Consider the following 14536-nt stretch of genomic DNA (forward strand, 5'->3'; position numbering starts at 1 on the left):
GTTTTAATTTCGCCATCTTCGCCGTAAACGGCTTATAAGCCCAGTGTCAAAATGCCAGATATGATCGAATATCCGCATGATTCCGGGTTTTCCATAATGGGAAAATGAGACCGCATGGAAGCGGTGTTGTTGATGCTGTTGCAGATTTTTTATCTGATGGATTAGAGAGTCCGGTAAACGCTGGGCAATGAAATCTGAAATAACAACAGCATCAGCATCTTTCCAGATATTTTCTTTCATTTTCTCAACCGTTGCATTTAAGCAGGACGCAAGATCGGTGCCTCCCCTGAATGTTTGCCCCAGAAAGTGTACTGCCTGAGTGAGTCCGTCTGATGATGTCAGGTCATAGTGAATGAGTTCTGTCGAAAACAACATAATATGACAGTAGCGGTTATCCTCCAGCGCAATACGCATTAAAGCCAGACAGAATGCCTTCGCACATCGTTCATTAAACCCGCCCATTGAACCTGAAGTATCGACACAAATAATAAAAGGTCCCCGTGGTTGCTCTGCATTGTGGTGATGAGTTACGGGTTTTAATGTCGTTTTTGACTGCCAGTTATCCCCTTGCAGGCGATAGGACAGTAATTTTTTCTCCACCAGCCGTCGATAAAATTCGTATTCCAACTCTTCAATATCCAGCATGGCCATCTCAGTAGGTAACAGTCTTAAGATATCATCACTTTGTCGAATCCCACTGACTTGTTCCGGTACGGTATCAGGGATCCTCTCAATTTGGGTGAATGGCTCAAGGGCATGGTTTGCTTCGGGAATTGATTTAGCGGTTTGGCTGCGCCCGAGCAATTGCGCCAGCTTTTTCAGTTCAGGCTGCTGCCTGAGAATGTCAGCATAGAGAGTGAAGAGTTGTATATTATTTGAAGTCAGGTGAAGTTGGTTTTTGCTCATATCCCACAATCGACCTGCTGTGCGATCATTGTGATCAAATATTGGATCAAGCTTATCGCTGAGAGTTAATCGTTTCTGGATCTCCGCTAATAACTGTTCTTTTTCTTGTTCTAATAACGTTTTGTTAAATGTCGTCACTTGCTGGATCAGATTGATACGCCAGCGTTGAAGAAACAGTATTTGTCCTGAATGGGTATGCTCAGATACTATTTTTAATAGTGTGCTGGCCTCATTGGCAAAAGGCGATTCGAGTTGTTGAAGTTTTTCTACGATAATCGGCAGCTTTTGATAAAAATCTGCCGTATTGATTGTCTGTATTTGTTGATATAGCTGAAATTCTTCAGCCAATAGGGAAGGGATAAGTGTTTCTTTTATTCTTTGCTGTAATGTTTGTTGCCATCCGGGAAGATCTTTCAGTAATGCGTGTTTAAGTCTTGGGAATTTTTCAAAGAAAATAACCAATTGAGGAGAACTCAACAGAGTCGAAATGATCTCTTCGATCAGCTCGCCTTCATTGATGGAAAGCAAGAGATCGAGAGTGGTCAGTGTTAACATATTACTCCCCCATTTTTGATCTCTACTATTGCAATTTTTTGGTTAGTGAGCATGCATCAATGTCAGCAATAGCCATGTTATTTGAGATCAAAATCCGTAAAATTCAGATTATATCTTTTATCCTTTTTGGTAAATATTATGAGTTATGGCAATACTTGGTGGGGTAAACAGTGGCTTAACTCCTTGACTAATATAGATTATAACAACCGACTGCCTCGCGGGAGAACTTACGCGAATAAAGGCATGGTCAATAATCTGACATTAAAGGGGGGCATCTTGCAGGCCAACGTGCAGGGTTCCCGTCCATCACCTTATAAGGTCTCAATTAGGGTTCCCTCACTGTCGCAGAAGCAAGTTGATCAACTGCTTGATGCATTGGTGGATGATCCTGGTGTGATAGCCCGGCTGCTCAATCAAGAATTAGATCCTTCTGTGTTGGAGCAAGCCAAACGCTTGGGTATTGCTGTTTTTCCGTCCCAATGGAAAGACTTAAGGATGGAATGCTCTTGCCCCGACTGGGCTGTTCCTTGTAAGCACTTGGCGGCAACGATTTATCTGGTCAGTCGTGAAATCGATAGCAATCCTTTTTTGGTGTTCTCTCTGCGAGGCGTGGATCTTATCCAGCAGCTAAAAGCACGAGGGATTTATATTGAGCGCGAAGTGGTAGTCAATGTGCCGCATTTGTCGGCTTTGTTTATTGCAGACGTGATGTCGGCAGAGGACACTTTGTCAGATCCGACTGCATTGGAGACGCTTGATTATGCTGACTTGCCATCGCTGTCTGAGGCACTGTTGGCGGTACTGCCAGAACAGCCTGCTTTTTTCCCTGACGGTGATTTGTGCAAGGTGATGCAACGAGTATTGTCGCGGGTAGCCAGATTCGCCCGTAAAACTCTGGATAGCAAGATCCCGGCGGATGTGCCTATCGTTACTTTGTTGGCTCCCCACCGTCCACGTATCACGCTGAGCCGGGAAGGGCATGCTATCATCAGCGGCGTCAACGGCTTGTATACCATTGAAGAATTGGACACTGCACTGGCACAACTCACGCCAGCAGACTTGCCGGACAGACAACCAGAGGTGGCCGCACTGTACCATCTGCGCATGATATCCTTGCATCTTCTGGCTCAAGGAGCAGTGGTGCCACAAGTGTTTGCGGCGGAACCCGGCGTCTTGGGTATTCGTTGGCTACCAGCCATGCTCGATAGCCGAGTGGCTGAACAAGTGCAGTGTCTGGCAAGAGGCTTGCCGCCACAACTGGTTGTTCTGAGTCCGAACCAGACTATCTCACCGATAATGCAGGCCAGTGCGCTATGTGCGGTATTCCTCGGTTATTACATACGAATGGAATCGGATTATGCCAGAGAGAAACCGCGTGACAATAAAATATTGTCCCTGTTATTCAGTACTGAACCGAAAAGTTTTGATGGCTCAGGGGAAAGTGCCATCGGCCCGGCTTTACAGGCTTGGCTTTCACGCTATCATCTGGCTGAACGGGATTATTCCCCTGTATTGATCTTGGATGAGGGTGAATACGGCGATTTCGAGATAGGGCTGGCTATTCAGCCTAAATCAGATTTGTTAATGCCTCCAGTCCCACTGCACAGTGTACTGATCGAAGACGAGTGGAGTCAGGCGCGTTTCGGTATCTTGCAGACAGTCGTTCTACTGGCTGAATTTTTCCCGTCTCTTAATGACTATTTGAGACAGGGCGCACGTTCTCCCATTGTTCTGACGGCTGAGCAACTGCCCACGCTATTGTTCGACACACTCCCGGCCATTCAGCTGCTCGGCATTCGCACTTTGCTGCCCAAAGTGCTGGAGCGGTTGTTACGCCCACGGTTGTCGATGAATGTATCCAGTAAGACTCCCGGGCTGGGAGATGGTCAACTGAGAGCCAACGAGATACTGACTTTCGATTGGAAGGTGGCTCTGGGTGAGCACCATCTGACCCGCGCCGAGTTCGAACAATTGGTTCAGGGTGCTACGGGCGTGGTGCGTTTCAAAGGAGAATACATCTACCTCGATCCTGAGGAAATCGCGAGCTTGCAAGCCCAGCTGGAGCGTCCCTCTAAATTGTCGGGTACAGAACTGCTGCGCACGGCATTGGCTGGCGAATATGCCGGTACTCCGGTGAAGCTTGATGACAATATGCTACAACTTCTGACCGAGTTGAGAGAGGAGAGCGAAGTGCCCTTACCGAACGGTCTCAACGCTACCTTGCGCCCGTATCAGCAACGTGGCTATGCTTGGATGTTTCGTAATCTACAGGTCGGATTCGGCAGCGTCATTGCTGATGACATGGGACTCGGAAAAACGCTGCAAGTGATCACTACCCTGCTCAAGCTCAAGCAGGACGGCGTTTTGGATCAGGATAAGGCATTGATAGTGGTTCCCACCAGTTTGCTGACCAATTGGCAGAAAGAAATAGCCCGCTTTGCGCCAACGCTCAGTATCGGTGTATTTCATGGCAGTAAACGTGAATTAACCCGCACCCGGCCGGACATTTTGCTGACTACCTACGGTATCGCCCGTAGTGCGGCGGCTGCGCTCAAGGCTCTGTCTTGGCGAGTGCTGGTGGTGGATGAAGCGCAGAATATTAAGAACCCGTCGACTGCGCAGACCAAGGCGATCAAGTCCATCCCTGCTGCTGGCTATATCGCCATGAGTGGTACTCCCGTTGAAAACCGCCTGTCTGAATATTGGAGTTTGATGGACTTCGTCAATCGCGGTTATTTGGGCACACTTAAACGTTTCGAGAAAGAATATACAACGCCGATCCAGATCGGCCGTGATCGGCAGGTAGCGGAACGCTTCCGGCGCATCACTGCCCCTTTTCTCCTGCGTCGCCTTAAATCTGATCGCAACGTGATCAGCGACCTGCCTGATAAGGTCGAGAGTGATCAATACTGCACCTTGACGCCAACGCAAACCGCACTGTACGAATCGGTGGTGCGTGAAGGTTTACTGGCTCTTGAGTCTGAAGGCGATAGTTTCAAACGTCAGGGACTGGTTCTACAAATGATTCTGGCACTGAAGCAGATCTGCAACCATCCGGATCAGTACCTGAAACAACCCGCCAGCAATGCATTAGCTTCTGGCAAACTCGAACGTTTGTTTGATCTGCTCGATGTTCTACATGCCAGCCACGAGAAGGCGCTCATTTTCACTCAGTTCCGAGAAATGGGGGAATTACTTGCCCACTGGTTGCGGCAACGCTACGGGCGGGAGCCGATGTTCCTGCATGGAGGTTTGTCCCGTACCAAACGTGACGAAATGGTGGAGAAATTTCAGACTGATCGTACTGAGCGGGTATTCCTGCTGTCTCTCAAGGCCGGCGGTACGGGTCTTAACCTAACCGCCGCCTCAAACGTGATTCATTTCGACTTATGGTGGAATCCAGCGGTGGAGGCGCAAGCTACCGACCGTGCGTATCGCATTGGTCAACAGCACAATGTGCAGGTGCACCGTTTTATTACCAGCGCCACCTTTGAAGAGCGCATCAACGAAATGATCCAGCGTAAACGTGAGCTGTCGGATATGGTGGTAGGTAACGGAGAGCAATGGATAGGCAATCTGGATACACAAGAGCTTAGAGCGCTGTTTGCGCTTTCGTGATGGGTAATTTCCCTCAAGGGAGATGATATTTGACACTCTGGATCAATCACTCCCTTACAGAAGTTTCACCATCAAGGCATACGGACGATAATGATCCGTGTGCTTCTCTCATCATTTGGGAGTAAAAGACCAATTATGCTCAGCTTTAACATGCTACATCCCCATTTTTGACCTCAGTTGCTCCAGTTTTTCTTTTAACTGGAAGAAACTTTGTTCAATGTTGGCAAGCCAATATTCCTCTATAAATAAACAAGGTTGATGTCGGCTAAATAATAGGTGCTGATGCTGAATTTCATCGCTGATGGATATCAGTTTTTCATTCCATTCGGAATGATTCTGTATGGCTGTGTTTTTTTCTGAAGTTATCGATTTTTGTCCTGTTTGGCAGAGAATGGCACTATTACGGCTGACATCCAGTACTTCAAGCTGATGCTTTTCGTTGATTTCTATCATGATGGTTTGCGGGAAACCAATACCATTTAAACGAGCGGGCAATTCACCAGTATTATTTTTTAGTGTATTTTCCAGTGATTTTTTGTCTGTTTCGATAAAATTGACTTCAATATTATGCAAGTATAATGAAGGATGAAAAAACAGTATCAATTTTTCATCCTGAATATGTTCGGGTAATGAATAAAGGATTTTACGGCTGAAAAGAGAGGCTTTGGTGATTAATTGCAGGGAATGATGGTCATGTTTATCTCGATTGGATTGTATCCACTCCTGATATAGACCATCTATTTTCTGTATCAGGGAATTTTGCTGATAAGCCTGCTCGGTTAGCAAAGCGTTCATGCGTTGTGACAGAAGTTCTAAGGCATTCAAGTCGTGCCAGAGACAATCTTTTAGTAACACTATATCCAACGGCGATATTTCGTCTCTTCCACTGAAAAGAGCGCAGGCCTGCAATAATCGGATAGATTTTTTCCAGCGTCTATCTGAAACATCAGGAATATTTTCGGTCGCATTCACTTGCTGGCGTAGTTGATAAACCAGTTCGAAGATATGTTCAGGAAGAGATACATGGCTGATTTTATCTTGCCATTGATAAAATTCGTCATCAGTGATCTGAATATAGGAAGGAACAGGATTGTCATTTTCATTGTTCCGATCAGTCAGCAAAGCCCGAAAATTTTTCTTTTCCTGAATTTTGTCTAGCCATAGCCGGATCAACATACGATCGTAGAGTGCTTCCAGACTGTTATCCGTCTCAGGAAGTTCATTAGATGCCGTAACCAGTAAACGCATTGGTAGTTGTTCTTCTTGATTGCCATTTCTGAATTTCTTTTCATTGATAGCCGTGAGTAGCGTATTCAGAATGGCTGGGCCTGCTTTCCAAATTTCATCCAGAAAAACAATCTCAGCTTCAGGTAAATAGCCTTCGGTAAGACGTTGATAGCGCCCTTCATCTTTGAGTGCTTGAATGGAGAGGGGACCGAATATCTCTTCTGGAGTAGAAAAACGCGTCATCAGATACTCAAAAGCGTGTGCGTTTTTAAACGCAAACTTGAGCCGACGGGCGATGAGGCTTTTGGCTATGCCCGGTGGGCCAAGGAGAAAAACACTTTCCCCACATAAAGCAGCCAACAGGCAAAGGCGAATGGCTTGTCGCCTTTCATACAGGCCACTTTCTAGATACTGGCTTAATTGAGATATTTTTTCGACCAATTGCATAGTATTTACACCTTGGTTCGCTTAATTACCTCCCTTTATTTATAGATAAAATACAATCTATGTAAAGATTTTGATGATGTGTTCTTGAACTTCTTTAGATTATTCAAAAAAATCGATTCAGCTTAACTTATTCAATAAGTTAATATTTTTTATTAGCTATATTATTTTAAACGTTACCATGATGATCACATTTTCATATTAATCATGTTGTCTTTGATATTGGGCTTTATATGATAACTCCTTAGCGAAACGTTTCGCTAAGGAGTTAATAAAAAAATGAAAAAAGGCGTTTTATTACATTCTGATATTTCAGCCATTATTTCTCGTTTGGGGCATACGGATCAAATCACTCTTAGTGATGCGGGATTACCTATCCCATCGTCTACCCAACGAATTGATTTAGCGCTAACCCAGGGAACTCCTGATCTGCTCTCTGTATTTGATGTTGTTGTTCGGGAATTACAAGTAGAAGCGGTCATTTTGGCCGCTGAAATTATTGAACACAATCCTCAAATACATGAGCAAATCATCAAGCGTATTGCTGATCTCGAAACACAACAGGGAAATGCAATTACAGTAAAGTATGTGAGTCATAACATTCTGAAAGAGAAAACAGAGAAGAGCAAAGCCGTTATTTGTACAGGGGAATGTACCCCCTATGCCAATATTCTCCTTTGTTCTGGTGTAACTTTCTGAGGTTACTATGGAGCCATTACTGGAGTTAAAGGGGATCGATAAGGCTTTCCCCGGAGTAAAAGCCCTATCAGGGGCTGCACTAAGCGTTTATCCTGGAAAAGTGATGGCGTTAGTCGGTGAAAATGGCGCGGGTAAGTCCACGATGATGAAAATCTTGACTGGTATCTATACAAAAGACACCGGCACGATCCGTTATTTTGGGCAAGAAGTCGCTTTCTCCGGCCCCAAAGCATCTCAAGAAGCCGGTATTGGCATTATTCATCAAGAATTGAATCTTATTCCCCAGTTGACGATTGCTGAAAATATTTTTTTAGGGCGAGAATTTGTCAATAAACTGGGCATGATCAATTGGAAAAAAATGTATAAAGAAGCCGATAATTTGCTAAGGCGTTTAAATATTAGCTATAGCAGTTATCGGCTTGTTTCTGAGTTATCCATTGGTGATCAGCAAATGGTGGAGATAGCCAAAGTGCTGAGCTTCCAATCCAAAGTCATTATCATGGATGAACCAACGGATGCTTTGACTGATATGGAAACCGAATCCCTCTTTCATGTCATACGGGAGCTGAAAACTCAAGGGAGTGGCATTGTCTATATTTCTCATCGCCTGAAAGAAATCTTTGAAATCTGTGATGATGTGACAGTATTGCGTGATGGGCAATTTATAGGTGAACAATCTGTTCATACTCTTAAAGAAGATCGTTTGATCGAAATGATGGTAGGCCGCAAGCTGGAGGAGCAATACCCGCGTTTGGATCTCCCGAGAGGAGAAAAACGGCTGGAAGTTGAAAATCTTTCAGGATCAGGGATCAATAATGTCAGTTTTTCCCTCTTTGGCGGGGAAATTATGGGGATCTCAGGTTTAATGGGTGCCGGACGTACTGAATTGATGAAGATGATCTATGGGGCTTTGCCGAAAACAGCAGGCAAAATCTTGTTGAATGGGAAACATCTTAAGATTCGCAATCCACAGGAGGGGCTGATCAATGGCATTGTCTATATTTCGGAAGACCGTAAGCGCGATGGATTGGTCTTGGGCATGTCGGTTAAAGAGAATATGTCCCTCACCGCATTGCGCTATTTCAGTCGACACTATTGTTTCTTAAATCACTCTGCAGAACAAAAAGCCGTTACTGACTTTATCAAGTTATTCAATATCAAAACTCCCTCAATCGAACAAACAATAGGGCTACTTTCTGGCGGTAATCAGCAGAAAATTGCAATCGCCCGTGGTTTGATGACTCGCCCGAAGGTTTTGATTCTTGATGAACCAACCCGAGGCGTGGATGTGGGAGTGAAAAAGGAAATTTATCAACTGATCAACCAGTTTAAAAAAGAAGGCTTGAGCATTATTTTGGTTTCTTCGGAGATGCCGGAAATCATGGGAATGAGTGACCGTATTCTGGTTATGCATGAAGGGAGTATCAGTGGCGAGTTCAGTGCGGATAGCGTTTCTCAGAAAGCGTTGATGTCGGCAGCTGTCGGTAAGCAATTTACCAGCATACAACCTATCAGAAAACAAAATACGGGGCAGTTTAAAGATAATGGTCAAGGATAATGGGTATGAATTCTAATACAGAGCTAGCCTCCCAACGTTGGTTCACAAAAGCATGGTTTCTGGAACAAAAATCGTTGATTGCACTCTTATTGTTAATTGCTGTGGTTTCTTCTCTGAGTCCCAATTTTTTCACCTTGAATAACCTGTTTAATATCCTTCAGCAAACTTCTGTTAATGCCATCATGGCCGTTGGTATGACGTTAGTCATCCTGACATCAGGGATTGATCTCTCTGTGGGTTCCTTGTTGGCTTTAACGGGAACAGTAGCGGCATCAATGGTAAGTACGGATATTAATGCTCTGGTTGCTGTTGTTGGAGCACTCGCACTAGGAGCGGCTATTGGAGCCTGTAGTGGTGTTATTGTCGCAAAAGGCAAGGTACAAGCCTTTATTGCGACCTTGGTGATGCTGCTGCTGCTGCGCGGTGTGACTCGCGTTTATACGGATGGTAGCCCGATTAATACAGGATTCAGTGATAACGCGGATTTATTTGGCTGGTTCGGCATTGGTCGTCCATTGGGGATACCAACACCGGTGTGGATCATGTTGCTGGTTTTTATTTCGGCTTGGTTCATGCTACATCACACTCGTTTGGGACGTTACATTTACGCATTAGGCGGAAATGAATCTGCAACACGTTTATCAGGTATCAGTGTTGATAAAATAAAAATAATCGTTTATTCCCTATGTGGTCTATTAGCCGCGCTGGCCAGCATTATAGAAGTTGCCCGATTATCTTCTGCTCAACCCATGGCAGGGAGTGGCTATGAATTAGATGCCATTGCAGCGGTTGTACTGGGAGGAACCAGTCTGGCTGGCGGAAAAGGAAGAATTGTTGGCACACTGATTGGTGCGCTGATTTTAGGCTTTTTGAATAATGGATTGAACTTATTGGGTATTTCTTCCAACTATCAGATGATCGCCAAGGCAGTTGTCATTTTGCTGGCGGTTTTTGTGGATAACAAAAGCAGTAAATAACTTCACCCTACAAGAAAAACATGAAAATGAAGAAGCTGGCAACCATTCTCCCTGTTATGGCATTGAGTGCAATGGTAAGTGCTAATGCACTGGCGAAAGAGAATATTGCATTGGTTATTTCCACCTTAAATAATCCCTTCTTTGTCACAATGAAAGATAGTGCTCAGAAGGAAGCTGATAAGCTGGGCTATAACCTGATTGTGCTTGATTCTCAGGACAATCCGGCCAAAGAATTGGCTAACGTACAGGATTTGACGGCTCGCGGAATAAAATTGATGTTAATTAACCCAACCGATTCCGATGCTGTAGGTAATGCGATCATCATGGCAAACAAGGCTAATATTTCTGTTATTGCTCTTGACCATTCAGCGAATAAGGGCAACGTTATCAGCTATATTGCTTCCGACAGCCGTTTAGGTGCCAAAATGGCCGCTAATTTTATCGCTGAAAAATTAGGTAATGGTGTCAAAGTTATTCAATTGGAAGGTATTCCAGGCGTTTCAGGAGCGCGTGAACGCGGTGAAGGTTTTGGTCAGGCCGCCCAAAAGCACAAATTCAATATGTTGGCCAGCCAACCCGCTGACTATGATCGCACAAAGGGGATGAATGTCATGCAGAACCTGCTGACAGCTCATCCGTCAGTACAAGCCGTTTTCGCTCAAAATGATGAAATGGCTCTTGGTGCATTACGAGCGTTGCAGACAGCTGGTAAAGAAGATGTGCTGGTTGTCGGATTCGATGGCACTGACGATGCACTTAAGGCTGTACAGAATGGTAAATTGGGGGCAACTATCGCACAGCGTCCAGATCAAATTGGTATCATCGGCGTTCAGACTGCGGACAAAGTGTTAAAAGGTGAAAAAGTTGACGCCACCATTCCGGTTGAACTGGAATTAATTGTTAAAAAATAATCAACATTATTCATGCAGCGATTAGTTTCTACGTCTGCATTTTTTTATACAGGAATAAATGCAATGAGCATGGCAAAACTTGTAGTGATGGGTAGCATTAATGTGGATCACATTTTGAACCTTGAATCTTTTCCTCAACCGGGAGAAACCGTAAAAGGGAGGCAGTATCAGGTTGCATTTGGAGGAAAGGGCGCTAATCAGGCTGTGGCTGCTGGTCGTTGCGGTGCTGACATTACATTTATTGCCTGTGTTGGTCAGGATGATATCGGCGAACAAGTTCGTCAACAGTTAGTGAAAGATAATATCAATACTTCATCAATTGAGTGTATTGAAGAGGAAACTACGGGAGTGGCTCTGATTTTTGTCAACCAGCAAGGGGAAAATGTCATTGGTATTCACGCTGGGGCAAATGGTGCTCTGACGCCAGATTATTTCCACCGTTATGAGCACGTGGTCAAAGATGCTGATGCGCTATTATTACAGCTAGAAACACCGTTGGAAACAGTACAACTTGCTGCTGAAACGGCTAAGAAACATCATACCAAAGTCATTTTGAACCCGGCACCAGCCCAAAAAATATCAGCTCAGTTACTTTCTCTGGTGGATATCATTACACCGAATGAAACCGAAGCAGAATACCTGACAGGCATTACCGTAAAAGATGATATGGGAGCGAAAGAAGCGGCTCTGGCCTTACATGATCAAGGTATAGAAACTGTCATTATTACTTTAGGAAGCCGCGGTGTATGGTTAAGTGAGAAAGGTAAAGAAGGCAAAATTGTTCCTGGATTTAAAGTAAAAGCGATCGATACGATTGCAGCAGGAGATACATTCAATGGCGCCTTGGTAACGGGATTGCTGGAAGGAAAAGAGATGTTGTCGGCGATCCGCTTCGCCCATGCTGCGGCTGCAATTGCTGTGACACGTCAGGGAGCACAGCCTGCGGTACCGTGGCGACACGAAATTGATACATTTCTATCTGAACAGGACTCACTGTGGCTACCATGAAGGATGTTGCCCGCCTTGCGGGCGTATCGACATCAACTGTTTCTCATGTGATTAACAATAACCGTTATGTCAGTGAGAAGATCAAAAAGAGGGTAAATGCAGCTATTGAAGAGCTGAATTATACGCCTTCTGCCTTAGCTCGAAGTTTGAAAATCAAACAAACCAAAACTATCGGTATGCTGGTTACCAGCAGTGATAACTCGTTTTATGGTGAGGTTGTCAGAGGCGTTGAGCTAAGTTGCTATGAGCGAGGATATAGTTTAATCCTTCATACTGAAGGTAATTTAACTCGAGTGCTCCGCTGTATGGAAACCCTGTTGCAAAAGCGCGTCGATGGCCTATTGATTATGTGCTCCGAACAGCAGCGGATATCTAAGGATTTTTTTCTGCGATACCCTCTGGTGCCAATTGTGACAATGGATTGGTCTCCCTTTGATGTTTCCAGTGATGTGATTAAAGATAACTCACTGCTGGGGGGAGAACTGGCAACAAATTATCTGATTAGCAGAGGATTTCGCAAAATAGCCTGTATCGCAGGTCCACAGGATAAGATGCCTGCTCAACAGCGTTTGTTTGGTTATCGAAAAGCCATGAGAGATGCCGGACTTGAAATCTCTGCAGACTACGAGATTTACAGTAATTTTGAGTTTTCCGGTGGTTTTTTATCAATGAAACAATTATTGCAGCTACCGGAACCTCCAGAAGCAGTCTTTGCCAGTAATGATGCCATGGCGATTGGCGTTTATCAGGCGCTATATCAGTCAGGGCTTTCTGTTCCTAAAGATATTTCTGTCATTGGGTATGATGATATTGCAATTGCACCTTACCTGACTCCCCCGTTGACAACTATCCATCAATCAAAAGGGGAATTGGGTAAGCTGGCAATTGATACCTTGCTTTATCGAATGGATAACCCAGAAAGTGAACCCAAGGAGCTGATTTTGACACCCGCATTGGTCGAGCGTAGTTCTGTTGCTCATCGTTAGTTGATTTATTTCTTAATTAAGTTATTGCCGTCTTCTTTATTAAGGAACAAGAAAACAGTAGAAGAAATCAGGGTAATGATCCCCATCGTAATCAAGGTATAGTGAAAATGGCTTACAGTTGATCCATATTCCATCGATTCATAAAACCGAAGGACTGCGGCACTGACAGTTACCCCGAAACTGATAGATAACTGCTGAGTCACTGCCAATAGGCTATTACCAGCACTGGCATTGTTATCGTTCAGATCAGCAAGTGTAATTGTATTCATTGCGGTGAACTGTGTAGACATTGCCATTCCCAATATAAATAGAGGGATTATCAATAATACGACGGACACCTCCGGTGTTTGCAGAGAAAACTGTGAAATCATCACACCAATTATAATTGTGGCCCAAATGAGAGTGTTTCGATATCCAAATTGAGTCAGTATCTTGGTAACAAAAGATTTGGCGAAAATTGAACCAATTGCGTTCGGCACCATCATTATCCCAGCAATCACTGCTGAGTATCCGAATCCTACCTGTAGCATCAACGGAATAATAAATGAGAGTGAACCAGTACTTAAGCGAGTTGCGATATTGCTGGCGATACCGATTGAAAATGTGTGTGTCTGAAATAGCTGAAGATCAATAAGGGGATTTTTATGCCTTTTTGCATGGAAGATGTATATCAACAGCATAGTGATCCCGCCAAGCAACAAGGCCAAAGGAATATAGCCGGAAAGAGAATTATCGCCAAATAAATCAAAGCTGACAGAAATCATCACCAATCCCATGCCAAACAGCATGAACCCCAGAAAATCAAAAGGGCATTTGGGCATAGTTAAATTGGGCATATTTTTTCTGGCGTAAATGATCCCCAGTAACCCGATGGGAATATTAATGATGAAAATCCAATGCCATGTTGCATAGGTGACCAGCAAACCGCCCAACATGGGGCCTAAAATTGGGCCTAATAATCCAGGCATGGTGACAAAACTCAATATCGGCAGTAATTCACTGCGTGGATAGGTTCGCAGTAAGGCTAAACGAGCCACTGGCATCATCATGGCTCCACCAATTCCCTGAATCACTCGGGAGATGACTAAGAAAGAGAGATTATGGGAAAGCGCACAAGCGAGTGAACCGAAAGAAAAGAGAAAAACGGCATAAATGAATATCCGTTGAGTGCCAAACCTATCAGCTAACCAACCGCTGACGGGAATTAACATCGCGACAGTTAAGGTATAACTGACAATAGCAGGCTGCATTGCCAGTGGAGAATGATGAAGGCTTTTAGCTATTGCCGGGAGTGCGGTATTAAGAATTGTGGCATCTAAAGACTGCATAAAAAAAGCTATAGCCGCAATCCACGGCAATCCCGACATACTGCGTGCGGACTTAACCATTAGATATCCCGTTTTTATACTCACCTGAAAGTATTATCTGATCGATTTGTTCAGCCAAAAGATAGGACAGAATCCTTTTTCTCGCATTTTTTTGTTCTTTTAACTGCATGGACGCCATCCTTACACTCTATTTAACAGCTTATATTACTTACCTTGATTTAATCATTGGTGTCTATAACACCAGTTTTAGGGCAATAAAAGAACATAAATGACAGTTTTGTTGAAAAAAACCACGAACAGAAAGAAAATCAAAAAAAAC

At 44.2% G+C, this 14536-nt stretch carries 10 protein-coding genes; 7 read left to right on the top strand and 3 right to left on the bottom strand.

The window, feature by feature from the left end:
- Positions 1–3 precede the first annotated feature (3 nt).
- Positions 4–1461, bottom strand: a complete 1458-nt coding sequence (gene viaA / locus FE394_RS11330; protein ID WP_319926493.1) for an ATPase RavA stimulator ViaA — start codon at positions 1459–1461, stop codon at positions 4–6.
- 138 nt (positions 1462–1599) lie between these two features.
- On the opposite strand from viaA, the gene FE394_RS11335 reads away from it, so the two are divergent.
- A complete protein-coding gene (locus FE394_RS11335) occupies positions 1600–5079 on the top strand; it encodes a DEAD/DEAH box helicase (RefSeq protein ID WP_319926494.1) in 3480 nt (1159 codons plus the stop codon).
- A 153-nt stretch (positions 5080–5232) separates the two neighbouring features.
- Here FE394_RS11335 and ravA read toward each other — a convergent pair whose 3' ends face one another.
- Positions 5233–6753 carry an ATPase RavA gene (gene ravA / locus FE394_RS11340; RefSeq protein WP_319926495.1) on the bottom strand — a complete coding sequence of 507 codons (1521 nt, stop codon included), beginning with the start codon at positions 6751–6753 and terminating at the stop codon, positions 5233–5235.
- 276 nt (positions 6754–7029) lie between these two features.
- Between ravA and rbsD the strand changes: the two genes are divergently transcribed.
- The 6 genes from rbsD (at position 7030) to rbsR (ending at position 12889) form a co-directional block, all read left to right on the top strand.
- On the top strand, positions 7030–7449 hold the full coding sequence (gene rbsD, locus FE394_RS11345) for a D-ribose pyranase (RefSeq protein ID WP_319926496.1): 420 nt from the start codon (positions 7030–7032) through the stop codon (positions 7447–7449).
- Positions 7450–7456: 7 nt separating this feature from the next.
- The gene (gene rbsA, locus FE394_RS11350) at positions 7457–9007 is read left to right on the top strand and encodes a ribose ABC transporter ATP-binding protein RbsA (RefSeq protein WP_319926497.1); all 1551 of its coding nucleotides are present in this window, start codon (positions 7457–7459) and stop codon (positions 9005–9007) included.
- A 5-nt stretch (positions 9008–9012) separates the two neighbouring features.
- A complete protein-coding gene (gene rbsC, locus FE394_RS11355; RefSeq protein WP_319926498.1) occupies positions 9013–9984 on the top strand; it encodes a ribose ABC transporter permease in 972 nt (323 codons plus the stop codon).
- Between the two features lie 20 nt (positions 9985–10004).
- A complete protein-coding gene (gene rbsB / locus FE394_RS11360) occupies positions 10005–10895 on the top strand; it encodes a ribose ABC transporter substrate-binding protein RbsB (RefSeq protein WP_319926499.1) in 891 nt (296 codons plus the stop codon).
- Positions 10896–10958: 63 nt separating this feature from the next.
- The gene (gene rbsK / locus FE394_RS11365; RefSeq protein WP_319926500.1) at positions 10959–11903 is read left to right on the top strand and encodes a ribokinase; all 945 of its coding nucleotides are present in this window, start codon (positions 10959–10961) and stop codon (positions 11901–11903) included.
- The gene (rbsR, locus tag FE394_RS11370) at positions 11891–12889 is read left to right on the top strand and encodes a ribose operon transcriptional repressor RbsR (RefSeq protein WP_319926501.1); all 999 of its coding nucleotides are present in this window, start codon (positions 11891–11893) and stop codon (positions 12887–12889) included. Before rbsK ends, rbsR begins: the two co-directional genes overlap by 13 nt.
- Positions 12890–12894: 5 nt before the next feature.
- On the opposite strand, the gene mdtD is transcribed toward rbsR, so the two are convergent.
- Complete coding sequence (gene mdtD / locus FE394_RS11375; RefSeq protein ID WP_319926502.1) at positions 12895–14277, bottom strand: multidrug transporter subunit MdtD; 1383 nt, start codon at positions 14275–14277, stop codon at positions 12895–12897.
- Positions 14278–14536: the final 259 nt, after the last annotated feature.

The organism is Xenorhabdus littoralis (assembly GCF_033949345.1).
GTDB classification, from domain to species: domain Bacteria; phylum Pseudomonadota; class Gammaproteobacteria; order Enterobacterales; family Enterobacteriaceae; genus Xenorhabdus; species Xenorhabdus littoralis.

What these genes read in the sequence shown, in the direction of transcription:
- viaA (WP_319926493.1), bottom strand. Translation starts at nt 1,461, where the DNA reads ATGTTAACACTGACCACTCTCGATCTCTTGCTTTCCATCAATGAAGGC.
- FE394_RS11335 (WP_319926494.1), top strand. Translation starts at nt 1,600, where the DNA reads ATGAGTTATGGCAATACTTGGTGGGGTAAACAGTGGCTTAACTCCTTG.
- ravA (WP_319926495.1), bottom strand. Translation starts at nt 6,753, where the DNA reads ATGCAATTGGTCGAAAAAATATCTCAATTAAGCCAGTATCTAGAAAGT.
- rbsD (WP_319926496.1), top strand. Translation starts at nt 7,030, where the DNA reads ATGAAAAAAGGCGTTTTATTACATTCTGATATTTCAGCCATTATTTCT.
- rbsA (WP_319926497.1), top strand. Translation starts at nt 7,457, where the DNA reads ATGGAGCCATTACTGGAGTTAAAGGGGATCGATAAGGCTTTCCCCGGA.
- rbsC (WP_319926498.1), top strand. Translation starts at nt 9,013, where the DNA reads ATGAATTCTAATACAGAGCTAGCCTCCCAACGTTGGTTCACAAAAGCA.
- rbsB (WP_319926499.1), top strand. Translation starts at nt 10,005, where the DNA reads ATGAAAATGAAGAAGCTGGCAACCATTCTCCCTGTTATGGCATTGAGT.
- rbsK (WP_319926500.1), top strand. Translation starts at nt 10,959, where the DNA reads ATGAGCATGGCAAAACTTGTAGTGATGGGTAGCATTAATGTGGATCAC.
- mdtD (WP_319926502.1), bottom strand. Translation starts at nt 14,277, where the DNA reads ATGGTTAAGTCCGCACGCAGTATGTCGGGATTGCCGTGGATTGCGGCT.